The 24925-nt window shown below is 46.6% G+C and carries 15 protein-coding genes; 10 read left to right on the top strand and 5 right to left on the bottom strand.

Translation table 11 applies throughout. The features are described 5' to 3' along the window. Positions 1-136 precede the first annotated feature (136 nt). The 7 genes from ACEW9O_RS00795 to ACEW9O_RS00765 all read left to right on the top strand — a co-directional run bounded on the left by ACEW9O_RS00795 (position 137) and on the right by ACEW9O_RS00765 (position 10352). Positions 137-2500, top strand: coding sequence for a COR domain-containing protein (locus tag ACEW9O_RS00795; protein ID WP_373548208.1), 2364 nt, complete (start codon positions 137-139; stop codon positions 2498-2500). Between the two features lie 139 nt (positions 2501-2639). Continuing rightward, positions 2640-3524, top strand: coding sequence for a hypothetical protein (locus ACEW9O_RS00790; RefSeq protein WP_373548207.1), 885 nt, complete (start codon positions 2640-2642; stop codon positions 3522-3524). Positions 3525-3565: 41 nt separating this feature from the next. Beyond that, entirely contained in the window at positions 3566-7459 is a 3894-nt protein-coding gene (locus tag ACEW9O_RS00785) for a tetratricopeptide repeat protein (protein WP_373548206.1), read from the top strand. Positions 7460-7484: 25 nt separating this feature from the next. Beyond that, positions 7485-8258: a hypothetical protein gene (locus ACEW9O_RS00780; protein ID WP_373548205.1), complete on the top strand. Its 774-nt coding sequence runs from the start codon at positions 7485-7487 to the stop codon at positions 8256-8258. A gap of 75 nt (positions 8259-8333) precedes the next feature. Further along, a complete protein-coding gene (locus tag ACEW9O_RS00775; RefSeq protein WP_373548204.1) occupies positions 8334-9029 on the top strand; it encodes a hypothetical protein in 696 nt (231 codons plus the stop codon). Between the two features lie 219 nt (positions 9030-9248). Continuing rightward, entirely contained in the window at positions 9249-9533 is a 285-nt protein-coding gene (locus ACEW9O_RS00770) for a helix-turn-helix domain-containing protein (RefSeq protein WP_373548203.1), read from the top strand. Between the two features lie 111 nt (positions 9534-9644). Then, positions 9645-10352: a hypothetical protein gene (locus tag ACEW9O_RS00765; protein WP_373548202.1), complete on the top strand. Its 708-nt coding sequence runs from the start codon at positions 9645-9647 to the stop codon at positions 10350-10352. A 252-nt stretch (positions 10353-10604) separates the two neighbouring features. Here ACEW9O_RS00765 and ACEW9O_RS00760 read toward each other — a convergent pair whose 3' ends face one another. The 3 genes from ACEW9O_RS00760 to ACEW9O_RS00750 form a co-directional block, all read right to left on the bottom strand. Further along, entirely contained in the window at positions 10605-11066 is a 462-nt protein-coding gene (locus ACEW9O_RS00760; protein ID WP_373548201.1) for an Lrp/AsnC family transcriptional regulator, read from the bottom strand. Positions 11067-11319: 253 nt separating this feature from the next. Next, on the bottom strand, positions 11320-12999 hold the full coding sequence (ettA, locus tag ACEW9O_RS00755; protein ID WP_373548200.1) for an energy-dependent translational throttle protein EttA: 1680 nt from the start codon (positions 12997-12999) through the stop codon (positions 11320-11322). A 590-nt stretch (positions 13000-13589) separates the two neighbouring features. Beyond that, positions 13590-14276: a rhomboid family intramembrane serine protease gene (locus ACEW9O_RS00750; RefSeq protein WP_373548199.1), complete on the bottom strand. Its 687-nt coding sequence runs from the start codon at positions 14274-14276 to the stop codon at positions 13590-13592. Between the two features lie 94 nt (positions 14277-14370). On the opposite strand from ACEW9O_RS00750, the gene ACEW9O_RS00745 reads away from it, so the two are divergent. Continuing rightward, entirely contained in the window at positions 14371-19383 is a 5013-nt protein-coding gene (locus tag ACEW9O_RS00745; protein WP_373548198.1) for a C25 family cysteine peptidase, read from the top strand. Beyond that, entirely contained in the window at positions 19380-20291 is a 912-nt protein-coding gene (locus ACEW9O_RS00740) for a GNAT family N-acetyltransferase (protein WP_373548197.1), read from the top strand. The genes ACEW9O_RS00745 and ACEW9O_RS00740 overlap by 4 nt, the downstream gene beginning before the upstream one ends. Positions 20292-20548: 257 nt before the next feature. Here ACEW9O_RS00740 and ACEW9O_RS00735 read toward each other — a convergent pair whose 3' ends face one another. After that, complete coding sequence (locus ACEW9O_RS00735; protein WP_373548196.1) at positions 20549-21379, bottom strand: UDP-N-acetylglucosamine pyrophosphorylase; 831 nt, start codon at positions 21377-21379, stop codon at positions 20549-20551. Next, positions 21352-22476, bottom strand: coding sequence for a lactonase family protein (locus tag ACEW9O_RS00730; protein WP_373548195.1), 1125 nt, complete (start codon positions 22474-22476; stop codon positions 21352-21354). Before ACEW9O_RS00730 ends, ACEW9O_RS00735 begins: the two co-directional genes overlap by 28 nt. A 260-nt stretch (positions 22477-22736) precedes the next feature. On the opposite strand from ACEW9O_RS00730, the gene ACEW9O_RS00725 reads away from it, so the two are divergent. Then, positions 22737-24851: a hypothetical protein gene (locus tag ACEW9O_RS00725; protein WP_373548194.1), complete on the top strand. Its 2115-nt coding sequence runs from the start codon at positions 22737-22739 to the stop codon at positions 24849-24851. The last annotated feature ends 74 nt before the right edge of the window (positions 24852-24925 follow it).

The raw sequence follows: 24925 nt of genomic DNA, 5'->3' as shown, positions 1-24925 counted from the left end.
TTTTTACTGCTCCTAGGCCAAACCTAGTGTACAATGTTTTAAATTTGCGTAGGTGCGAGGGAAGCATACGTTCTTAGCGTCTTGGTAAACTCTAATTTCGCGCTTTTCCTCGCATTTTTCAAAAATGTCCAGTAGTATGGTCAACGACACTCAAATAGATAGTTTACTACCACTAGAGAGACTACAAAATTTAAAAACCCTTAGAGTCTACAATACTAATATCAAAAGCTTAGACCCAATAAAGAACCTATTTAATTTAGAGAATCTATATGCACACAATACCCAGATAATCAATTTAAATCCATTAAAAGAACTATTAAACCTAAAAGATTTAGCTCTGGATGAAACTAAAGTAGTTGATTTAACCCCGTTAAATGGCTTGAAAGAATTAAAAGAACTTTCTATCAATGATACATCTATAGAAAATTTAAAACCTATTGAAAAATTAACCAATTTAACTTTACTACATGCTGATAATACTTATATAAGTGATTTGTTGCCTTTGAAAAATTTGCTTAAATTAAGCATTATTCTCCTTAAAAACACTAAAATTAAAAAACTGGAAGGACTAGAGAATTTAGAAAAAATACATATTTTAGATATTAAAAACACGCAAATACAAGATTTAACTCCTTTAAAAAAATTAATAATGCTTGGGCTTAATGTATATTATGACAAACCAAAAGTTCACGGAAATTGTGTTTATGTAGAAAACACTCCTCTTAGTAACCCACCTATTGAAATTGTTAAACAAGGAAAATTCGCTATTTTACGCTATTGGAAAGAACAAGAACGAGTAGGGAAATCGAAAATAAATGAAGCTAGGCTAATGCTTCTTGGTCAAGGTGGTGCTGGTAAAACAAGCCTTCAACGCAAATTAATTGATAAAAAAAATGATTTACCACAACTTGAAGATACTACGCGCGGAATCAATATTGAAACAATTGAAATACAAACCACTGATGGAAATCCTTTTACTATCAAAGTATGGGATTTTGGGGGACAAAATATTCAGCACTATGCTCATCATTTTTTTATGTCTGATTCAGTGGTATATGCAGTATTGTCAAATACCCGTGAACAGAATGACAATTTTCATTACTGGTTGAATATCATTGAATTACTTGGAAAAAATAGCCCATTTTTTATTGTCCAAAATGAACGCGAAGGACATAAAGAGGTGCTGCACGACCTAGTCAAAATTCAAGAGCGTTTTCCAATCACCTATCAAGGTTTGTTCCAAGTGAATTTGAAAGAGGCGACAACCGACCCACGTTTTGAGACAATGCGGCTGCAATTGCTGCATGCCACAACCCAATTACCCCATACTCAGCGCGAAGTGTTGACCTCGTTTTTCAATGTCCAGCAAAAACTTAAATTCCGTGCCGCGACTGAACAAACATTGCAGTTTCGAGAGTTTAAAGAACTTTGCTCCGAAGAAGGTATCGAAGACCACAAATTGATGACCGATTACGCTCTATTGATGACCCAATTGGGCATCGCATTGTATTTTCATGATGATAGACATCTCAACAAATTAATATTTTTAAATCCTAAATGGATTATTGATGCACTTTTTGAACTTCTTTATCACCCCTTAGTTATTGAACAAAATAGAGGTCATTTTAGCATTCAAGAAGCGAGGGAAATTTGGGTTGCTCAAGAATACTCAGATATGGATGACATCTTGTTGGACTTGATGGTAAAGTTTCGACTTTGTTACGAAGTAAAACGAAACGAGCACTACATCGTGCCGCAGCGTTTGCCCGCTCGCAAAACATTGTTTGTGCCACCCCCTGATGCCACACACTTGATTTACAAATATAAATTTCTGCCTTCAGGCTTACTTACACAACTCATTTGCAGCCTCTATGAATGGATTGAAAGCGAAAGGGTATGGTCAGATGCAGTTCAGTTCACAACCCAAAACGGCAAAGGAAGGGTTTTTGCGCGTGAAAACAGGGAAGAACATAAAATTGAATTGTTCGGTTTCGACGATCAAAAATCTGATTTACTTGATCGAGTTGTAGATGCCCTTGATTCGATTCATAGGGAAACAAAATTGAAAAATTTGGTGGTGGAGAAACTCATCCCATGTCCATGCGAAATATGTGAACAAGCTGTTAAGACAAACAAAAAGCAGCACTTTTTTGACTATAATTTGATGATTGACTTGTTACTAGAAGGCGAATCAGAAGAACGGTGCCATGTTAGTCGGAAGAAGATATTAATTCACCGTATTCTTAAACATGCCAACATTCAGATTGTCAAAATCAATGAAATTCGCAATTTGATCGCTCAAAATCGACTTGAAGAAGCCCTGAATTTATTGAGGGGGACATTTCCCAATGAAAATGAATTATTCCTGCAATTGGGACGTTACAATCACTTAATCATGGAGGACAGAGTTGGCATAATTGAACGCGATGGCAATAATTCAGAATTGGCTAGATTGAGAAAAGATATATTAACTTTAGCAGAAACGCTTTTTGCATCTTGATAAAAAACTTTACTGATTTATAATGGTTCCAACCATATTCAAGCATCTGTCAACAAGGATAGCCTAGCAGAATTTTTTCCTGAAAAATTAAAAATCAAGGGAAAAAATTAATTTTAGAGAAAGATTAAAACAAAAAACAATGGACTTGTCTGAATATAAAACATATTTAAAGAAACAGCTAGTGGTTGATAAGTCAGCTGTTTTGGCCAACCTACTAGAGGCTATCAAACAAAATTCCAACTTTTATGACGAACTGATTATCATTCAATCTAGTCTAAATATGTTTAAACGAAAGGAAATGACCGGGCAGTTAACAAATGAAGAAGAAAAAACAACAGAAAATAAATTAACAGCTGGAATTATCAGCTTAATCAATTCACTTGATCAAAAGGATCTAATTGAGCTTGAATGGCTTAACAAAGAAAAAATCAGACCACGTGAAATTGTTGACATACCTAACCGAGATTCTTTAATTGAGGAAAAATTCCAAGAAAAAAACCAATGGGAGAAATTAGAAAAAATTGGGAGATGGCACTTCAATGTTGAACACGGAAAAATATTTGGCCAGGGTGTTTATCAATTCCTCTTGTCATCAAACTATTATGGAGATAAAAATTTCACCATTTTCACGAAAATAAGATTTAATAACTATGAAAAATTCTCCTCAAACTTTCTTGACAATGCCAATGCAGGCATAATTTTAGGTTGGGTTGCCAACAATGACATTAGACGATACTACAATATTTTACTCACTGGCAAGGAAATCCTTTTAGAAGGAGTCGGGTTGCATGGTGGGGATGATTATAGAGATTTTGTGCATTTGGATGTCGGAACCAGTTTCTCAATTACTGATGATCAAGAATTTGATTTTACCATAAAAATAAGTAAGTCAAAAATTGATGTATTTGTTGATGATGAACTCAAATATTCTGTTAAAAGGCCAGATGAGCTAACTGGAAAAGTGGGGCTTAGGCCATGGAGATCAAAAATAGAATGCAGCTATTTTGAAATCGTTGAAGATTAAATCGACTTCAAGTAATGTCAGTGTCAATCAATTAAAAACCCATGCCACACCCACTCCAAAAAAACATCGTCCACGGCACCATCCACGCCAACGGCAACGTCCACATCGGCGACATCATCTACAACATTGCCCGCGATTTCAAATCCGGCAGCATCCTCTTTTTGCGCCTGGACAAAAAAGACGGTACCCATTACGAAGCCAACCTATCCATCAAAAGCAAACATAGCGACCAGGGCAACCTGGCTAGCTCGGGCGAAAAATGGTGTGAAAACATTGAGATCGACATCCCCACTTCTCTATTTGATGAACTCGCGAATTTTCAAACCATGCGGCGCAGCATCAGCGCCCCCACGCGGATTGACCTGGGCTTTACGCCCAATGGCAATATTGTCGCAGCTGCGGAGCACCATTTGAGTACCCTCATTTACAATACCTTCTTTGCAGGCCAAATTGGAGCCGCCTGCACCGCTTTCATCCAACTACTCGAAGAACAGCGCATCGAAGAACTGCTCCTGGCCATTTCTGCCGACGACGAAACCATCGTCAATCTGCCTTTTGAAATGGCCTTGCCCCTGTTGTTTCCACCTAAATTGGGCGAAGCCAAAAAGAGCCTCGCCATCAGCAATTTTGGCCTGGTGCGCACCAAAATCAGCTCGCTCGAAGCCTTCAACCTGCAAGGCGATCACGCCAGCGCCGCGCCGCTGAAAATGCTCTTCATCACCGCTTTGCCCGAAAACCTGGACGAACACGGCAAAATGTTACAAATTGAAGAGGAACAAACCCGCCTCATTCGCGCCATCGGTGCCCTGGAAGCCACGGGCGACAAACAACCCAAAATCGTCATCGAGTTTTTGGAAAATGCCTCCCTGACCGAACTGGACAAAGCCCTGCATGCCCGCCAACACGACATCGTACACATCAGTGGCCACGGGGCCTACCACGCCGCCCAAAACAAAGGGGTGTTGTACTTTGAAAATGAAGACGGGGATGAAGAACAGGTCAGCGGTGCCGCCCTGGGCGAAACCCTGCGCCAGCACGCCTGCGTCAAACTCCTGATTTTGAGTGCCTGCGAAACCGCCATTGCAGGCAGCGAAGGTGGGGTGACCGAACAAGTGGCCGCCTATGGGATACCGAGCATCGTGGCCATGCGTTTTGCGGTGACCGACGAAGGGGCCAAAGTCTTCACCACCGAATTGTATACCCAATTGGCCAAGGGCCTCTCGCTCACCCGCGCCCTGGCCTACGCCCGAGAGGCCCTGCTCCAGGATATTGCCCAACGCCGGGAACAAGCCCCACACATCCTCCACATTGCCGAATGGTTCACTCCTGTGGTGTATCAAAATCAGGCAGTCGGAGCTTTGATCGATAAAACGGTACCCTACGATGCTGACTTGCTCAAGAACTTCTACCCCCTCAGCAGTTTTCTCAAAACCCGGCAATCCCGCCTGATTGGAGAAGGTTTTATTGGCCGCAAACGTTATTTGATCCAACTGCGGCAGGCCTTCCGGGCAGGGCGACACGTGTGTTTGTACGGCCTGGGCGGCTTGGGTAAAACCACCCTGGCTGAAGCCTTTGCCCACAATTATGACAACCACAGCTATACCACCCTGATTTTTAGAAAAGACCACCAAATCAATGAAGCGCACATTCTCCAGATACTCAATAAACGTTTTGCCAAAATCAATCCCGAGCTGGCCGAACAAGTCCAGCAAACCATCGACGACCCCCAAACCGAGGTATTGGAGAAACTCCAACTGCTGATCGACAACTACCTCCTGGGGCGCAAAACCATTTTGATCTTCGACAATGCGGAAGATGTACAAACCGACGAGGGCGGAGCCTATCAGCGCAGCATCGGCAGCGAATCTTTGAGCGCTTTTTTAAAGCATTTGTGTACCAATACCCCGGACAATTGCCATATCCTGTTCACTACCCGCTATAAAATAGAAGACCTGGCTGATGTGCTAGTACACCTGCCCCTGGATAAAATGGGCTACGCAGAACAGTATCGCTTGCTCAACTACTCCGAAACCCTGAGAACTATCCCTTTGAAAGAGCGTGACGACGTATATAAACGCCTCGATGGCCACCCACGCGGCTATGAGTATTTGGAGGCTTTGTTGAAAAAGGACAAAAGCTTCAGTTGGCAGCAAGTGAGCCAAGCCGAAGCCGAGGTGTTTGAAAATCTCTTATTGGCCAAGGTGTACGAACGTTTGACGAAGCGGGAAAAGGCAATTTTCCAAATGGCGGCGGTGTTTATCACCCGAAGCCCTTTGGCGGCACTGGCGGCGGTAAGCGATGAAGTGGAGGTGGATTTAATCCCCCTCTTACAGGCCTTGCAAGATTGGTCTTTGTGCTTTGTCGAAAAAGACGGACGTTTTGAAGTGCATCGTTTGACGCGGGAGTGGATGGCGCAGCAAGTGATTGATCCGGCAAAAGTAAAGGAATGGGCATTGCAAGCTGGGGAGTACTTTAAATCGCAACTTACCTTGATTTTAGCCAAAAACTATTTTGAGCTAGCTGAAGCCTGGGAGCAGTTTGCCGACACCTCTTTCAGCATACAAGCTCATTATCAACTCATTGGACTATATCAGCAGGCTTTTGAACTCAATCAAGCGGTTTTGGAGAAAAACATTGATGCCAAAACTAATGCTATTGCCTTGAATAGTAATGGGGCGATCTTGTTTAGGGTAAGTGACTATGATACTGGACTGCCCTTTTTGGAACAAAGCCTTGACATAATGCAACAAATCGGGGACCGGAAAGGTGAGGGCGTAACTTTGAATAATATCAGTCAATTCTATTATATTAAAGGCGACTATGATAGCGCCTTGAACTATTTGACACAGAGTCTGGCCATTCAGCAGCAAATTGGTGACCGGCAAGGTGAGGGTGCAACTTTGGGTAATATTAGCAAAATATATGATGCCAAAGGCGATTACGACAGTGCTTTGCTCCATTCAGAACAAAGTTTGGTCATTACCCAACAAATCGGTGACCGTCAAGGCGAGGGTGCAGCTTTTCATATTATTAGCCAAATCTATGGAGCTAAAGGCGACTACTACACCGAATTGTACTATTTGGAACAAAGTCTAGCTATTCAGCAGCAAATCGGCGACCGACAAGGCGAGGGCACCACTTTAAACAACATTGGCGAAAACTTTAAACGTAAAGGCGATTACGAAAACGCCTTTCGTTATTTGGAACAAAGTTTGGCCATAAAGCAGGAAATCGGCGATCGACAAGGTGAGGGGCTAACCTTGAATAATATTGGCCAAATCTACAAATTTAGAGGTAACTATGACGCTGCCTTGAACTACTATGAACGAAGTCTAAAAATAAGGCAGCAAATCGGCGATCTGCCAGGCGAAGGCACCACTTTGAATGATTTAGGGACGATTGCCCTTGCCAAAAGTAACCTCGACACAGCCTTACTCTATTTGGAACAAAGTTTGGCCATAAGACAGCAAATCGGCGACCGTCAAGGCGAGGGCACCACTTTAAATAATCTAGCGGCAACTGCTCTTGCCAAAGGGAACCCCGACAGCGCCTTGAACTATTTGGAACAAAGTTTAGATATCCAGCAGCAAATCGGCGACCGACAAGGTGAAGGTGTGACTTTAAATAATTTAGCGTCAACTGCCAGTGCCAAAAGTGACTACAATAGCGCCCTGCTTTATTTGGAACAAAGTCTGGCCATTCAGCAGCAAATCGGCGATATAGCTGGGTTGGCAGCAACACTAAATAATATGGGTGCCATTTTTCTGAATCAAAAAAATGATGTAGAAAACGCAACTATTGTCTTTTGGCAGTCCTACAATATATGTCAAAGGCTAGGTTCGCCAAATATTCAATATCCAGCAACTTATCTTCAAGGCATCATCAAGCGCATCGGAGAGGCAAAATTCCAGGAAATCATCTCCAAAATGCAGTAATTTTAAACCTATAATACATCAATCCATGGCCCTTTTAGAAACCGCCCTCGACTACATCTTCGGCATCGTCACCGAAAACGAAACCGTCAAAAAATTCCCCAAAGACTTCATCACCGCCTCCACCCAATGGATCCGCTCCTGGTTTTTAATCGATGATCCCAAAACCGCCGCCAAACTCGCCGACCCACAGCGCAACATCGAAAGCAAAAAGACCCTCATCGAAGCAAAACTGGAAAACTTGCTAGACAACGCGGTATTTGTAAAAGAACTGGAGGAGCGTTTGGCCGCTTTTGAACAGCAAAAAAGCAGCCTCAAAAACGTAGTGACCGATGCCAATATAGAGGCCAAAGGCAATGTCCACATCGGCGACAAAGGCCATTCCTCTGGCGACAATTACGATCAAAAGAACGTTATCCAGGGTGGCACCATCAAAGCTGGTGGTGATTTTCGTTTGGGGGATGATGTGGTCAATGGCAATGAAAATGTACAGATTGTACACAACTACTACAGTGGCGGCAAAGGAAAAGGGCCCCTACCCTCCTCCCCCGCTGGAGATTTAAAAGCGGAGCTGAAAAACCTGTTGCGGAAAGAAAAAACCGAAGAAGTGATTGAACGTTTGTTGGACTACAGCGAAGGCAAGGATGAAGAATTGAACAACAAGGTCATGCTGCTCTCCGCTCGTTTTACCCGCATCAACAACCAGGAGCACAAGAACGTCATCAGCAATGCTGAGGCGGGGATTGAGCGGAATAAAATCAATGAGGCTTTGGTAAGGTTGATTGATGAGTTGGGGAAATAAAAAAGGCCTGGAAATTCCAAGATTGTTTGGTTCACTTCTGTATATTGCTTCTTATTGTTGGTTACAAACGAAAATATGAACAAGCTCGATTTCTGGATTAACTGGTACAATAAAGAAGAGGAAAGGAAACATTCTCTTGAGAATTCACTAAACACACCAATTGGCGTTTTAATTGTAGTGTTTTCTGCCTTGTTTTTTATGTTTAAAGAATTTGATTTTGAAAATTCTAGTAATACCCAAAGTATCTGCTTAGCAATATTTGCAGGAATATCTTCCTTGGCAATAATGATCGCTACATATTTTATAATTAAATCGTATTACGCTAAAAATTACCTATACAAGCTACTTCCCTCTCCAATAATATTACTAAAACACGAAAAAGATTTAATTGATTATTATTCAGAAAATAAAGATTTTTTTGAAGGAGTTGATGCAAATGATAAGTTCAATGAATATCTTATCGAAACATTAGTGAATTGCATTGATGTTAATTCAAAAAACAATGACAAAAAATCAAATTTTATTCACCTCGCGAAGAAGTATATTTTTTACTCCATTATTGCATTAGGAGTAGGGTTTATTCCTTTCTTTTACAACTCCATCACGAAGCCTGATCCAATTCAAAACATGGAGATTAAGAGCTTAGACCTCATGCTAAAAGAAATCAAAACGTTAAATAAAAACCTAGAACATGGCAGAAGAGACAAAACCAAAATTGACACCCCCTCCGCCACCCCCTCCTCCACCACCAAGGGTAGTTCGAGGAGATGATAAACCTATTAAACCATCTTCTCCTCCGGGGATAAAGACAAGGTAGGACGTTAACAGTGTCGGGTTTAGTGAATAATACCTTCCGAAACCCGATACTAATTTCTATGCGAGTAGGCTCCCCCCCTTTTTACCGCCCAAGCAGCAAAAACCACCCAAAAATCCCTCCCCCCTTGCTTCCTACCACTTTTTCCCCTATTTTTACCGCCAAAGCAGTAAAAAATGAACACCACTCAATTGGGCGAGCTAATTTTGTTTCACCGCAAACGAGCCGGTTTATCCCGCGAAGCTTGCGCCTTATTGGCCGGAGTGGGCAAAACTGCGGTATATGACCTGGAGCATGGCAAGGAGACCATTCGTATGGATACCCTGCTTAAGATACTACAGGTCCTCAACATCAAAATGCAATTCATCAGTCCATTAATGGAAGAATACAACCATGAGCAAAGCGAATATTTTGAACAAGCCATCCAAAACAGTCAGGCCACCCAAGAACAAAGTGACTAACTGTTGTTAAATTGTATAGCTTAAAAAAGGGAAAAATTCATTCGTTGACGGGGAACTTTTCCCAGCAGATATCAATTAAATACACATCAATAACTCGAAAAAAATTAGGTTATGTTTTACTCACATGTATATGATTTATTCGCTAAATTACTAATATTTGCAATATTGGTGGCAACCTTATTCATTTTGCAAGTTGATAAATGGCAATCTTTGATGATTACCCATTGGGGACTTAGAGAAGGGCAAATTACTTTTTTCATTTCATTGGCATTGGGTTTGTTTGCCATCCCACTGTTTTTATTTCTCTACTTGCCTTTTTTGTCTCCAGCAGCAGCGTGGTGCTATTTGCGGTTTTCATTAAAAACACCTGTCTCCTGGGCAATAGCGAAAAAAACCGAATCCATGTTTCGTCCCACTTTAAAAAGGTTAGAATGGCTTCCACTGACCGATTTAAAAAAGCTACCAGAAGAGGAACGGGAAGCTACACTGATAAGGGTCTTTGAAGATTTTCAATTGAATCAAGATCAATACAGGCATAAACATGTTGTGGATGATTTTTTGCGTCACAACCTGAGCAAAAATGGGTACATCGCCTTCCAGATTTTGGTTGGTTTGTTGTTTTTATGGGTTGGCTATGATACTTTAGATCACCGCGGGGTGCCCAATTGGCTAAACCTTCTTCAGGCTAAATACCTGTTTGTGGGCAATTATTATCCTGCACTCAGCTTCGTATTTGCTCTTGTTTTAGGTTGGTTTTTGCTGGCCGGGCTTTTTGTGCTGATAAGCCGAATAGTCAAGTCAAAGGAAGATACACTTTGATCTTCAAGTCTTTAGAGCCATACTGACGTAAGGTTCTGCCAACACAGAACCTTACACCAATACAAACCAGGAATCTTTGAATCACCCTAAAGCGACCCTGACCAACAAATTTTCCCCATCACCACCGATTTGAGATGGTTTTTCTGAGTACTTTTATTATTTACCCTCAGTATCAATCTGATATACGACCAACTCAATTTGGCACACAGTGTGTGCCCAATCTCTTCATCTGGAAAAGCAACGTAAAACTGCCTATATCGGCACATTCCTCTTAAACGCACTCCCAAAATCCACCAGCGATTCCGTCTTAATCACCCCTTTAATGTGGTCTATCTTTTCATACAACAACTTCCGCATGTGCTCGCTGCTCCTGGCCACAATCCGGATGTACAACGCGTAACTCCCGGTGATGTAATAACACTCCGTCACTTCCGGGATTTTTTTCAATTCCTCAATGATTTGTTGTGAATCAGAGTCATCCCGCAGCACCAGCCCGGTGAAAGCGCTCCACTCAAAGCCCAATTTTTTTTCATCCAAAATTATGCTTACCTGCTTCAGCACCCCCAGGTCTTTGAGGCGAGCTACCCGCTGGTGCACCATGGTGTTGGAGATGCCCAGGTCCTGGGCAATTTGGGCATAAGCCCGGCGGCCATCCTGCTCAAGCGCCTTGAGGATTTGCCGATCGTGCTCATCGAGGTAGGGTAACTCGTGCATAGGGATTAGGCTTGATTTTTAATTGATTATCAGGTAATTGATATAATGTCTTATGATTTCCATAAAAGGCTATTTGAGTGACGAGTTCAGAGTACATGACTTACGAGTTTAGAAGTGGGCTGCCGCAGCGATTTTGACCAAGGCTATGCTTAAGTCACTGCGGTAGCCCACTTCTAAACTCGTAAGCCATATATTCTTAACTCGTAACTCAATAAAAACCAAGAAAATCACCAAATTTACTTGAAATTTAAATCTACCGATTGATCACATTTTTAAACTTCGGCCTTCTCGGCGTAACATCCCCCAAACGTTCCTTTTTCAAACGTTCAAAGTCCGTATAGTTCCCTTCAAAGAACTCCACCGTAGAGTCGCCCTCAAAAGACAAGATATGTGTAGCCAGACGGTCGATGAACCAGCGGTCGTGACTGATCACCAGCACGCAACCCGCGAAGTTGTCCAAACCATCCTCCAGTGCCCGGAGCGTATTGATGTCGATGTCGTTGGTCGGTTCGTCCAGCAGCAGTACGTTGCCACCTTCGCGCAGGGTCATGGCCAGGTGCACGCGGTTGCGCTCACCGCCGGAGAGGATGCCCAATTTCTTTTGTTGGCCATCGCCACTGAAGTTGAAGCGGCTGATGTAGGCGCGAGAATTGACGACGGCTTTGCCCACCGTGATGTTGTCGTTGCCCGCCGAGATGGCTTCGTAGACCGTTTTATCCGCATTTTGCAATTGCTCATGCGATTGGTCCACGTACGACAGTTGCACGGTATCCCCGATGGTCACTTCGCCAGCATCCGGCTTTTCTTTGCCCATGATAATTCTGAACAAAGTCGATTTACCCACCCCGTTGGGGCCAATGATGCCCACTACGGCGTTTTTGGGGATGGACAAAGACAGGTTTTCGAACAAAATCCGGTCCCCAAAAGACTTGCTCACGTTGTTGATGTCGATCACTACATCGCCCAGGCGTGGGCCGGGTGGGATGAACAATTCCAGGCGGGCTTCTTTTTCTTTGACTTCCTCATCAGCCAGTTTTTCGTAGGCACTCAAACGGGCCTTACCCTTGGCCTGACGGGCTTTGGGGGCCAGTCGAATCCATTCCAATTCGCGCTCCAAGGTTTTGCGGCGCTTGGACTCGGTTTTTTCCTCCTGCTCCAGGCGTTTGGCCTTTTGCTCCAACCAGGAAGAGTAATTGCCTTGCCAGGGAATGCCTTCGCCGCGGTCGAGCTCCAGAATCCAACCCGCTACGTTGTCCAGGAAGTACCGGTCGTGCGTCACAGCGATAACCGTGCCGGGGAAGTTTTTGAGGTATTGCTCCAACCAGTCTACCGATTCGGCGTCAAGGTGGTTGGTCGGTTCGTCGAGCAAGAGGATGTCGGGGTTGCTCAGCAGCAGGCGGCACAGGGCCACCCGGCGGCGCTCCCCACCAGAAAGTACCTTGATGAGCGTGTCCCCCTCGGGGCAACGCAGGGCATCCATGGCGGTTTCCAACTTATGATCGAGCTCCCAGGCATTGGCGTGATCGAGGTATTCCATCAGCTCGCCCTGGAGTTCGATGAGGCGCATCATTTCGTCGTCGTCCATGGGTTCGGCGAGTTTGAGGTTGATCTCCTCGTACTCGGCCATTTTGGTCACGACTTCACTGACGGCTTCTTCTACGGTTTGGCGCACCGTTTTAGACTCGTCCAGAACGGGTTCTTGCTCCAGGTAGCCAATTTTGTAGGTACCATCAAAGGTGATGCGGCCTTGGAAGTTGGAATCCAAGCCTGCAATCAGCTTCAGCAAGGTCGACTTACCAGAGCCGTTGAGGCCCAAGACGCCAATTTTTGCGCCATAAAAAAAGGAGAGCCAAATGTTCTTCAGCACTTGTTTTGAAGGGGGGAAGATTTTACTGACCCCTTCCATGGAAAAGATGATCTTTTCGCCTGCCATAGGTTGTTGTGGTTAAATTTTTTGGACTAAGAGCTTGTTTAAGTCTTTTGGGTGGGCTACAAACGGCCCATTTTCACCTAAATTTCGTCCCAAAAATACTCATTTAGCGCTGCTAAACTCCGTTTTTTGTGCCTCATTTAGGTAAAAATGGTCTCGTTTTCGCTTCACCCAAAAAACTTAAACAAGCTCGTAAAGATGGGAAAATTTGGGGGAAAATTGGGGGATTAGCAGAAAACAGTTTTAGCAGGTTCCAGGGTTCCTAAGTTTGTCGCCCGAATCTAAATTTATAAAGTTGTTGCGACAAAAAGTTATACAATTTGAGCCTTTTAGTGTTTACGACCAGCGGCAGAGCCGCCAAACGTCTGTAGCGTTTAGATCAAGCAGTGCAGTTAAGGTGCGTAGCACCGGAACAGAAGAAAGTTGCGGTGCTACGCACCTTAAAATCTACCTTCGTTCCCTTACCCCTACAGACGTTTGGCGGCTAATGCCGCTGGCCAATTCATTTGGGATTATTGCATGGATATAACATTTTGTCGCTTTGCCCTTTAAAACTTAGAGTCGAGCGACATAGTTCCAGGGTTTCTCGCGCCTCACTCCACCAAATCCCTCTCCCGATACCCCCTTTGTAAGTTTCGCACATACTGATTTCGGAAAGGAAAACCCCGCAGTACCCCAAACACAAAGCCCCCAATATGCGCCCAATACGCGATCCCATCCGTTTGGGCTGTTTCTACCTGGAAGCTGCCGAGGCCGTTTTGGAACTGTGAAAAAATCCAGAAGCCCAGAAACAAGAGCGCTGGAACCCGAAACGGAAAAATCAGGAACAAAACCTTCACCTGTGACTGGGGAAACATGACCATATACGCACCCATCACCGCCGCAATGGCACCACTGGCCCCAATGGTAGGAATGGAACTATCTACATTGAAAAAAATATGTGCTGCATGAGCAATCAGCCCGCCCGACAGGTAAAAAATCAGGAAGCGTAAGTTGCCGATCACCGCTTCGATGTTGTCGGCAAAAATCCAGAGGAAAAGCATGTTACCTACGATGTGCCCGATGCTGCCGTGCAGAAACATACTGGTAAAAAGTGTATACAAACGTTGTCCTTGCGTAATTTCGGCCGGGATAGCCCCGTAGTTCATGATGAATTGTCCGAGTTGGTCACCCTGATTCATTTCCAGGATAAAAACCAATATGTTCAATACCAGAAAAGTATAGCTAACAATGGGGTAATGTCCACCTTTAACATTGTCGTCGCCAATTGGGAAAAGCATAATTGTTATTTTTGTCGTATGATAAGCAAGGTAAAGCTTTTCGAGAGGAATGGATTGCAAAAAATAGATTTATTGCTACAAAAAATAGACGGGTATGTGGAGTCAAAGAATAGGTTTGGGGGTACTGGGTGTTTTGCTGCTTTTTTCTTCCCTGCATGCCCAAATGCCGACGCGAGTGGATACATTGTACGGTTCAGAATGGATTGTAACGGGGCAGGTTTATTACAAAATCAAGATCAGTGAAGATGGTGTTTACCGCCTCAGTTACAGCAGCCTGCAAACAGCGGGGGTTCCGCTGAACAGCCCGGGTAGCCAATACCAGCTTTTTCAGCAAGGCAAAGAAGTACCGCTCTTCGTTTCCACCGGGGCTTCCCCACTACAAGCCAATGCCTATCTGGAATTTGTAGCCCAAAAAAACCGGGGCGAGCTGGATCGTTTTTTATTTGAACAAGCCGATCGCGACCAGTTGAACCCACAGTACAGCCTGGTTTCCGATACTGCCATATATTTCCTCACCATTGCCAGCATTGGCACCCCCACCCTACGCTACAGCAATCACGTCAACGATTGGACCAACCTGCCTAGCAAGGTATTGGCCTGTCGGAAAGTAAGCAGCTCCGTATTTTCCGAACAATTCAACCATACCCGCTACGATTTTGAAAACCTGGTGGCCTATTCCAGCTACGACATGGCTGAAGGTTTTGGGTCTGCATTTAGCGCCAATCGCGATGTGGATTTTAGTTTGGACAGATTGCCTGTAAATGGCTCCACTCCTGCTCAGGTTCGCCTGCGCCTTTCCAGCAATCAGGCCCTCAGCCACCGCCTGCGCCTGCGCTCCCTGCGCACCGACGCGCCGAACAACCCCGATGGCCAATGGCTGCTCAACGATACCCTGAATCGCTACGAGGTTGCCGCCTACACCGGCGCAATTGCCAGCAATGCCCTCGCCCGCAACATGAAAGTGCGCATCGAAAACCTGCAAGGATCAGGCGCAGCCTTTACCATAGCCTTTGTGGAACTGGAATATTCTGCTGATTTTAGTTTTAATCAAAACATAGTAGCTCGCTTTTGGGTAGAAGCACAAGCCCAGCGCAGTTATTATGAAATCACCGATTTTGACGGCGGCGATGCCCCAATTTTGTACCTACAAAACCCCCAATTGCGTGTACCCCTAGAAGCCCTCGGCAATGGGCAATACCGTTTTACTTTGCCTGCCCTCGCGCAAAAAACGGAGCTTTGGCTCATCAACCCGAGCAAGGCGGTAAAAGAAATCACCCAACTCAGTCCCCGCAGTTTTGAAGATTACCGCAATACCCGCGCCAACTACATCATCATCTCCCATCAGAACTTGCGCAAAGACGCCCAGGGCCGCGACAACGTGGAGGAATACGCCGCTTATCGCCGTTCGAGTACCGGCGGAGGATATCAAGTGTTGATCGCCGATGTGCAGCAAATTTTTGACCAGTTCGGTTATGGGGTGGCTGATCACCCCCAAGCGCTGCGCAATTTTGGTGCTTTTTTAAAAAAATACAGCCAACCCAAGTACATGCTGCTCATCGGGCACGGCATTGAATACAACCTCTTGCGGCAGCGCAATACCGAGATGCGGCCTGAGCATTTTATCCCCACCTTCGGCACACCGGGATCGGACAATTTGTTGTTTGCCCCCAACGGCAAACTGGCTTCCTTTATCCCCACTGGGCGACTCGCCGTGTTGGAGCCCAGCCAAATTCTCGATTACCTCAACAAGTTAAAAGAATACGAACAAGCCCTGGATGGCCCGCGGGATGCCCAGTCTTTGGCTTGGCGCAAACGGGTTTTGCACATCTCAGGCGGCAATGTTGGAGGCAATGAAATCAGTACCTTTCAAGCTCGGCTCCAACGTTCTGGCGCAGTATTGAGCAACAACGATTTTGGTGCAATCGTCACCACCGTGAGCAAACAAAGCGCTGAAACAGTGGTCACCTCTACCGCTGAAGAAGTCATCAATGCCGTCAATGCGGGAGTAGCCATCAAGGTTTTTTTGGGCCACGGTGCGGTCACCAATACCGATTTTGGGCTCGACGATCCCTTCTTGTTCAACAACGCCGGGCGTTACCCCTTGATTTTTTCCCTGGGTTGCCTCACCGGCAAATTGTACGATCGGCAGAATAGCCTGAGTGAACGTTTCACCCTGACTCCCAAACACGGAGGCATTGGCTACATCGCTTCTTCGGGATACGCCAATGATGGAGCACTGGAGTTTTTCCTGACCCAATTTTATCAAGCGCTGGGTGGGCCCAATTACCTGGATGGCGTGGGAGACATCACCAATGTGGCGCGGCGGAGTTTGGAGGGCATCAATTCCTTTATTTTCCGCAGCATGGGCGAGCAACTCAGTTACCACGGCGACCCAGCCGTTAAACTCAATCACTACAAAGGGCCGGATTTTACGCCGGATCTGAGCAGTTTCCGCCTACAGCCCAGCAACCCGACGGTGGATCAGGACTCTTTTTCTGTCGCCTTTTCTATCCTCAATTTGGGACAAAACTACCGCGACTCCCTGCGCGTCAACCTCAAGCGAATCTTGCCCAGTGGACAAGAGATCAATTATTCTTTTCGCTTGAACATCCAGGGATTTGCCGACAGTATCCAACTGCGTTTGCCCGTTTTGGGCAAAAGTGGAGAAGGAAAGAACCGCCTATTGATCGAAATTGACCCCAACAATCGGGTCGCCGAAGTACCCAGTCCTGCCGCCGAAAACAACAACCGTTTGCTCAGCAGCAGTGGACAAGAGGGCCTGGAATTTGTGGTTTTGGCCAATGATTTTGCGCCCCTTTCGCCGAGCAATTTTGGCATCTATACCCCTAGTCAGCGCCCACCAGTTTTGTTCGCGCGTGCGGGCAATCAGGATCAATTGTACCGCATGGAACTGGATACCACGGCTCAATTCAATAGCCCGGCCCTAGTGGCCAGTTCAAGGCGCTCGGAAGCTGGTTTATTGGCCTGGTCTCCGAGGGCTGGCACTTTCCAGGCTGGCCGCGTGTATTACTGGCGGGTTCGACCCGATACGGCCACCAGCGCCGATGCCTGGCGGCGAAGTTCCTTTTTGTACCAGCCTGGCGGAAATGAAGGTTGGAACCAATCGCACTATTTTCAGTTTTTGGGCAATGCCTTGCAGCAAGTCAACTGGAATGACGCCCAACGCAAACTGGAATTTCAATCGAAACTCAACAACATCATTGCTGAATCGGTCCCCACCAGCAGCCAAACCAACACTGTACCAACTCGTTACCTGTTCAACAACAACCGCATTTTTCGGGACTTTTCTTCCCAAGGGGTAATTGTGGCCGTTTTTGACCCTTTCACCGGCCAGCCCTGGTACAACTCGGATGGGCCACAGCGCTACGGCAGCCAAAATGGCAATGATTGGGCCTTTACTTTCCCTACCAACACGACCGATCAGCGCAAAAAAGTGATCCAGTTTATGGACGAAGTAGTACCAAAAGGGCAGTATGTGCTGTTCATGACAGTGCACAATTTGGGGCAATCCTTCCAAATAGAAAAATGGGCCGCCGATTCAATTGCACTGGGTACCAACCTGTTCCAGGTTTTGGAACGCAATGGTGCCCAAGTGATTCGCGATATGCTGCCATTTGGAAGCCGACCTTATGTTTTTGCCTACATCAAAGGAGGAGAAGTGCTGGATGAAGCCCTCAGTGTTGATCCAGAAACTCCTGCTTTGATTCGTTTTGATTTGCCGGAAAAACTACGCCAGGGCAGCATGACCTACCAGCGGATTGGGCCAGCTAAAAGTTGGCGAGAGGTAGTATGGGTAGCTCAAAACGATTCCCCCCGCGATAGTTTGATTTGGCAAATTTCCGCCCTGGATGCCAGTGGCAAAGTAGGGAAAGTGGTATTTGCTGGCAGCAAAGTGCAGAATAACATCGCCTTAAATGACCTGGATGCTGCCCAATATCCCTATCTTGAACTAAAAGCTACTTTTCAAGACAGTACTTTGCGTAGCCCAGCGAAACTGGATTACTGGCGGGTGCATTACGAAGGTTTGGGCGACGCGGTAATCCGACTTGGCACAGCGGCCCTACCCGATACCATTGAGCAAGGGCAGCCTTTGAGCTTGCGTTTGCCCGTTTACAACCTGGGTAATGGCAGCATCGATAGTGTACAGATTGTCCTTACCCTGACCGATGCCCAAAACCGCAGCACGGTTCAGCGCTTCAAAACGCCGCCCATTGCTGCACTGGATTCTTTTTTGCTCAGCACCAACATTGATTCACGCAGTTTTCAAGGGCTGTATCAGGTGCAGGTAGAGTTGAACCCCGAACGTACTATAGTTGAACTGAACTATCAAAACAACCTGGCCCTGGGCTCCTTTTTTGTGCGTACCGATCGCGCCGCACCGCTGGTGGATGTCACGTTTGACGGCTTGCGGATTCTGCACAAAGACCTGGTCAGCGCCGAGCCTTTCATCAATATCGCACTGCGCGACGAGAACAAATTTTTACTCCTGGAGGATACCAGTTTGTTTGAGGTCCGCATCCTTCCACCGCAGGGTTCGCCCATTTTATTGCGTTTCAATCAAGGCAATGTGCGGTTCATCCCGTCTGAAAAAGCGGGGCAATCGGCTCGAATTGAGTGGCAGCCCCAATTTGTACTGGATGGCGAATACCAACTCCTCGTGCGCGCCCGCGATGCCAGCGGCAATCTGGCGGGGGGCAATCTGTTTCAGGTGAGTTTCCGCATCGTGCAAGAGCAAAGTTTGAGCCAACTGTTGCCTTATCCCAATCCCTTTACCAGTTCCTGCCGCTTCGTCTACACCCTCACGGGCAAAGAAGAACCCGCTTATTTTTCGATCCAAATCTTGACTGTTTCCGGGCAAGTGGTGAAAGAAGTGAGCCAAACCGAGTTTGGAGCCATGCGCATCGGCACCCACTTGTCGGACTTTGTCTGGGATGGCAAGGATCAATACGGCGATCAGCTGGCCAATGGGGTATACCTATACCGAGTGGTAGCCAAAGACACCCAGGGCAAGTCGATCAAGCTGTTTAGCTCTGCCGCGGATCCCTTTTTTGACAAGGGTTTTGGCAAAATTGTCTTGCTGCGATGAGTGCGATCGAGGAATACCGAGTCTGGGCGGCAGCGTGCATTCACCTGCCCTTGTTCTTCCAACCTTGGTGGCTGGATTCCGTTGCTGGGGATACCTGGGCAGTAGCACTAGCCAAAAACGCCGAGGGGAAAATCATCGGGGTCTTGCCTTATCTGTGGCGAAAAAAGTGGGGGATCAAAGGTATGGACATGCCCGCACTCACACCTTACCTAGGCCCCTGGTATGATTTCCCGGAAGGTTTAAAACGAGCCAATCGGTATGCGCTGGAGCATGAAGTGCAGGCTCAATTGTTGGCGCAAGTTCCCAAGGCCTGGTTTTTTCGCCAAAGATGGCACCCTCAACTGAGCAATGCCCTGGGTTTTCGTTGGCAGGGTTTCCAATTGGACATCAAGTATACCTATTGTATTGACCTCCGACATGCGGGATGGGCAGATCATTACACATCCGCATTGCGCAACAAGCTCAGCAATGCCCGCAAGTTGTATCAGATAGAAAAAGCTGATTCAGCGGAGGGTTTTTATGCCTTGAATCAATTGACTTTTGCTGCGCAAAAAATGAAAATGCCGTATACTGCTGAACAATTTGAAGGGCTATTTGAAGCCTGCCAACACCACCAGGTTGGCGCTTTTTACTGGGCAGTTCAGGAGCAAACGGGGGCTAAAGAGGCTGCCATTTGGGTGCTCTGGGATCAACGCTGGGCTTACCTCTTGGCGAGTGGGCGTAGCCGCGATGCCCACAACGGAGCGGTTGCCATTTTGATTGACCAGGCCATCCAAGACGCAGCGGCCAATGGCTTACAGGTTTTTGATTTTGAAGGCAGTAGTTTGAAGGGGGTGGAAGGTTTTTTCCGGCAGTTTGGGGGGGAGTTGAGAATGGGGTTGGTGGTGAAGAAATGGCGTATTTTTTAGATTTCGAAGCTATTTGGGATCTTTGGTACGGCGACCAGCGGCAGAGCCGCCAAAACGTCTGTAGCTCAAGGAACGAAGATAGATTTTAAGGTACGTAGTACCGAAACACTTGTCTTTTGTTCCGGTGCTCTGCACCTTAAAAGCCTTGCTTGGTCTAAATGCTACCGACGTTTTGGCGGCTCTGCTGCTGGTCGTTGATCCTAAGTTTACAACTTACTAATTATCAATTCGCCTCAAATCTATAGAAAATCTAAAACCTAATCTCGCTCCACCCGAGGATAAATCAGTCCATCATTTTTCAAAGTACTGCCCGCCTCCACAAAACCCCGCACCGGGCACAGCGGGTAAATCACCGCACCGCGCCCCACAATGGTACCCGGAAACAGCACGGCATTGCACCCAATTTCAACATGATCCGCTACTAATGCACCGAACTTATTCAGACCCGTGCCCATTTTTTTTCCTTCCAAATACACGTTGATCTCATCCCCTGTCGATTTGAAGTTGGACAAAATGGCCCCAGCCCCCAAATGAGCACGATACCCCATGATTGAGTCGCCCACGTAGTTGAAATGCGGCACTTGTACTCCATCAAACAGAATGGCATTTTTGAGTTCGGTAGAATTGCCTACCACCACCTCATCCCCAATGATCACTTGTTCCCGGATGAAGGCGGCATGCCGGATTTGGCAATTGCGCCCAATAATGGCCGGGCCTTGGATCAGCGCCGTTTTTTCAATGTACGTGCCCTCTCCTACCCAAACCTGCGGGGCAATTTGCACATAATCTTTCGGCAACTGAGCCACCAACTCCTGGATGTATGCTCCAATCAAGGGCAAAGCGTGCCAGGGGTAATCTACCCGTTCCAAGAGGGGGGCAGCGAGGCTGTGCTGAAGGTCAAACAATTGGGCGGTTAATGCGTGGGTCATATTTTTGGGGATTTTGGCAATCATCTGGGGCGACCACATGTGTGGGGCGACCACATGCTTGGGCGACCACATGCGTGGGGCGATCACATGCTTGGGCGACCACATGCTTGGGCGACCACAGAGGGTCGCCCCTACTGGTATTTTCTGATTTTGATACACGATGGACTCGGAATGCCTTCGGTTACACTCATTTTGGTCAACATTCCGGTTTGTATGTCCCGTTTGAATACAACAATGCTGTTGCTGTTCATGTTGGCCACGAGGAGAAATTTGCCCGTCGGATCCATGGTAAAATTGCGCGGGTGGTTGCCCAACGTTGGCTGATAACCCACATTGGTCAAAGTTCCCTTGCTGCGGTGGATCGCATAAATGGCCAGGTTGTTTTCATTGCCCCGATTCGATGCGTACAAAAAACGACCGTCCGGAGAAGTATGGATGTCGGCACCACCAAAGCCGGATTGGAGCTCCTGGGGGTGCGCCGAAATATTTTGGATGGAGGTGAGTTTTCCTTTTTTGTAGCGATAAGCACTTACTGTACCACTCAACTCTTCAACACAATAGGCGAATTTTTGATTGGGGTGAAAACTAAAATGTCGTGGGCCCTTGCCCGCTGGAGAGGCTGTTCCGGCAAGCTCGCTTAGGGGTTGGGTGGCTTTGGCATCAAAATGATACATTCGGAGTTTATCGGCGCCCAAATCGGGCACAATCAGTTGATCGTAATTGGGTGAAAAAACACAGGAGTGGGTATGTGCAGCAGCCTGTCGATCCTTCACGACGTTGCTGCCCTCTTTGTATTCAAACAATTGTGCCGCAGGATTCAAGCTACCATCCGCGTTAACGCTGTACGCCGTTACACTGGCTTCCGTGTAATTGGTATTCACCACCCATTTTCCGCTGCGGTGCACACTGACGTAAACCGGATTTTCGCCACCACTTGGTTGTTTGTTGAGGAACGCAAGTTTGCCGCTGAGGCTATCAAAGGCGAAGCTGCTCACATTGCCCCCTTTGGGTACCCGCGCTTCGGTGCAAGCGTAAAGGTTTTTTCCATTCGGACTGAGATTGAGGTAGGTGGGATTGAGCAGATCAGGACATACGCTTTTGTGCTTCAACTCGCCACTCAGGGTATCCAGTACATACACATTGATGCCCTGATCGGCTGCTTTGGGCACATAGCCGCCTACAAAAACGTAATAGGTTTGGGCCTGCAAGAGCAAACTCACGATGAAACAGATCGAGAACAGGATGGATTTTAGCATGGCGTGCGGTGTTTTTTGTTTGTACAGCAAGTATAAGTTAAAATCCGGGCACAGTTGAATTTTCCATCTTAAACCATAATTGGGGAGAGCAAAATCAGTATAAATTGAATTTCAGCAAAGCCCTATCTCATATTTTGGTAAAAGTCCACACCACCTACCTCCACACCTCCTTAAAGTTTGTACCTTCAGCCACGCTCATGCGTCCCATATAAAAAAATATAACCTATTCCGTCAACGTTTATACACAAAACCGATTGACCATGCAGCAGCGCTACCTTATTTGTACACTTGTATTGATTTTAGGTGCATTAGGACTTTTTGCACAGGAAACACTCTCTGATAAAAAAAAGCAAGCCACCAATTATTACTACCTCAACAAATACCAGTCTGCACAAAGTGTACTGATTGGCATCAAAAAAAACCGGCAGGAAGACAAGGAAACCAAACTCCTGTTGGCCTTGTGTTATTACCACCTCAACCAACTCAAGGAAGCGGAGCCGATGCTGAAGCATATTCTGGAAACGGAGCGCTCACCTTTCCCGGAAACCTGGTTGTACCTGGGCAAAATCTACCACGATCGGCACGAGTTTAACAAAGCCATTGAGTATTATAAACTCTACCTCAAAGCCATTCCCAGCAACCATGCCAATCGGGCCACCATTCGAGAAGACATTCGGCGTTGTGCCACTGGCCTGGCTTTGCAATACAAAAATCCACGCGCGATCGTAGAGAACCTGGGCAATACGGTCAATACACCTTACGACGAATTTGCGCCCATCATGAGCCCCAATTTTACCGATCGGATTTATTTTTCTTCAGTACGCCCGGGCAATGTGGGTGGATCGCGCAACAATTTTGGGCAACCCGACGAGGTGATGGGCCGCTTCTACAGCGATATTTTCACCTCACAAGTCAACAAGGGCATTTGGACTCCGCCGCAGGCCATGCACCACTTGCTCAATAGCCCGAAACACGAAGTACTGCACGACTTTAGCGCCAATGGCAAAGCACTGTTTTACTTCAAAGGCAATTCTTACACCCAGGGCGAAATCCTGATCGATACCTTCCGGGTAGGCAGTCGCACCTTGTCTTCCGATCCCTTTATTGGGCCAGTGGAAGCTACAGCGGGGCTGAGTTCGGCCCAATTTGTGGGCGACACCTTGGTTATTTTTGCCAGCCAACGCCCTGGCGGTTACGGAGGCATGGATTTGTACAAAACGGTGTGGGTGCGCGGCCGCTGGAGTGCCCCGGTCAATTTGGGGCCAGACATCAACTCCACTTTTGATGAAACCACCCCTTTCCTATCGCGCAACGGACAAGTGCTTTATTTCAGCTCCAATCGCCCTGATCAAAGTATGGGCGGCTTCGACGTATTCCGTTGTTTGCTCATTCCACAAATCAACCGCTGGACCAATGCCGACAACTTGGGTGTGCCCGTCAATTCGGCAGGCGACGACACCCATTTCCGCCTTTCTCGCGATGGTTATACCGCTTATTTCGCCTCTTCGCGCAAGGATGGCTTGGGCGAGCGAGACATTTATGCCGCTTATTTTTTCGATTACCTGCACGAAATGTCGGCACCCATTACCAACACAGCACCAGTCTATGTACAAACCTCAGCACCAACCAAAATGCCGCGTACGAACCCCGATGGTAGTTTGGCCGAACCCGACCCAAAAGAAGAAGTAGCCCCCCGGGGCAGCCTTAGCCTCAAACCTTTTTACTTCAACCAGGATGGGCAATGGATGCAAAACACTGAGTCCAAACAATTGGACGAGTTGACAGAGACTTTGAAAAAAAATCCGCAGATCCAGCTGATCATAACCGCTGCTTCCAGACAGGAAATGGCCGTGAGTTCTCGATTGTACGGAGGGCTGAGAAGTGCTGAAAACCTGGCACAATACCTCATTGGCAAGGGGGTTTCGCCAACTGCTTTACAATTGCACAGCATCCCACCTCCACCCGATTTTACCACTAATTTTAAAACCCTCACCTTCCAGTTGAGCAGCTGGAGTGAGTCACCTGTCAGCAGCAAAACCGAGCCCTGGCTGAGTGGCTACACTGAAGACAGCGGCCTGATTTTTCGCATTCAGGTCGGTCAAAGTACCAGTGTACTGCAAAATCCACTTTTGAGTCAAGACAAATACGCGATGGGTGAAAAATCCCTGTCAAATGGCACCTATTTTTATACCATTGGCCGATATAATGGCTACACTGAGGCAAAAACTGCACTAAGCAGGCTGAGTAACCAAACTGGTTTTGCTACCTTTGAGCTCGTTCCTTACGTCAACGGTATCAGACTGAGCCGCGAAACGGCGGGCAGCCTGAGCAAAATGTACCCCGATGTTTTGACCTGGCTGGAGACGAAAAACTAAATTTATACAATAGGTTGAGAAGGTTGAGGGAGGTTGAGAAGGTTGAGGCTACCGCAGCGCTGTTGACATTGTCC

The sequence above is a fragment of the Haliscomenobacter sp. genome, assembly GCF_041740695.1.
Classification (GTDB): Bacteria; Bacteroidota; Bacteroidia; order Chitinophagales; family Saprospiraceae; genus Haliscomenobacter.
The sequence above is the reverse complement of the archived record's forward strand: the minus strand, read 5'-3'. Positions and strand labels throughout refer to the sequence as shown.

What these genes read in the sequence shown, in the direction of transcription:
- ACEW9O_RS00745 (WP_373548198.1), top strand. Translation starts at nt 14,371, where the DNA reads ATGTGGAGTCAAAGAATAGGTTTGGGGGTACTGGGTGTTTTGCTGCTT.
- ACEW9O_RS00725 (WP_373548194.1), top strand. Translation starts at nt 22,737, where the DNA reads ATGCAGCAGCGCTACCTTATTTGTACACTTGTATTGATTTTAGGTGCA.
- ACEW9O_RS00770 (WP_373548203.1), top strand. Translation starts at nt 9,249, where the DNA reads ATGAACACCACTCAATTGGGCGAGCTAATTTTGTTTCACCGCAAACGA.
- ACEW9O_RS00790 (WP_373548207.1), top strand. Translation starts at nt 2,640, where the DNA reads ATGGACTTGTCTGAATATAAAACATATTTAAAGAAACAGCTAGTGGTT.
- ACEW9O_RS00760 (WP_373548201.1), bottom strand. Translation starts at nt 11,066, where the DNA reads ATGCACGAGTTACCCTACCTCGATGAGCACGATCGGCAAATCCTCAAG.
- ACEW9O_RS00750 (WP_373548199.1), bottom strand. Translation starts at nt 14,276, where the DNA reads ATGCTTTTCCCAATTGGCGACGACAATGTTAAAGGTGGACATTACCCC.
- ACEW9O_RS00785 (WP_373548206.1), top strand. Translation starts at nt 3,566, where the DNA reads ATGCCACACCCACTCCAAAAAAACATCGTCCACGGCACCATCCACGCC.
- ACEW9O_RS00730 (WP_373548195.1), bottom strand. Translation starts at nt 22,476, where the DNA reads ATGCTAAAATCCATCCTGTTCTCGATCTGTTTCATCGTGAGTTTGCTC.
- ettA (WP_373548200.1), bottom strand. Translation starts at nt 12,999, where the DNA reads ATGGCAGGCGAAAAGATCATCTTTTCCATGGAAGGGGTCAGTAAAATC.
- ACEW9O_RS00740 (WP_373548197.1), top strand. Translation starts at nt 19,380, where the DNA reads ATGAGTGCGATCGAGGAATACCGAGTCTGGGCGGCAGCGTGCATTCAC.
- ACEW9O_RS00765 (WP_373548202.1), top strand. Translation starts at nt 9,645, where the DNA reads ATGTTTTACTCACATGTATATGATTTATTCGCTAAATTACTAATATTT.
- ACEW9O_RS00780 (WP_373548205.1), top strand. Translation starts at nt 7,485, where the DNA reads ATGGCCCTTTTAGAAACCGCCCTCGACTACATCTTCGGCATCGTCACC.
- ACEW9O_RS00795 (WP_373548208.1), top strand. Translation starts at nt 137, where the DNA reads ATGGTCAACGACACTCAAATAGATAGTTTACTACCACTAGAGAGACTA.
- ACEW9O_RS00775 (WP_373548204.1), top strand. Translation starts at nt 8,334, where the DNA reads ATGAACAAGCTCGATTTCTGGATTAACTGGTACAATAAAGAAGAGGAA.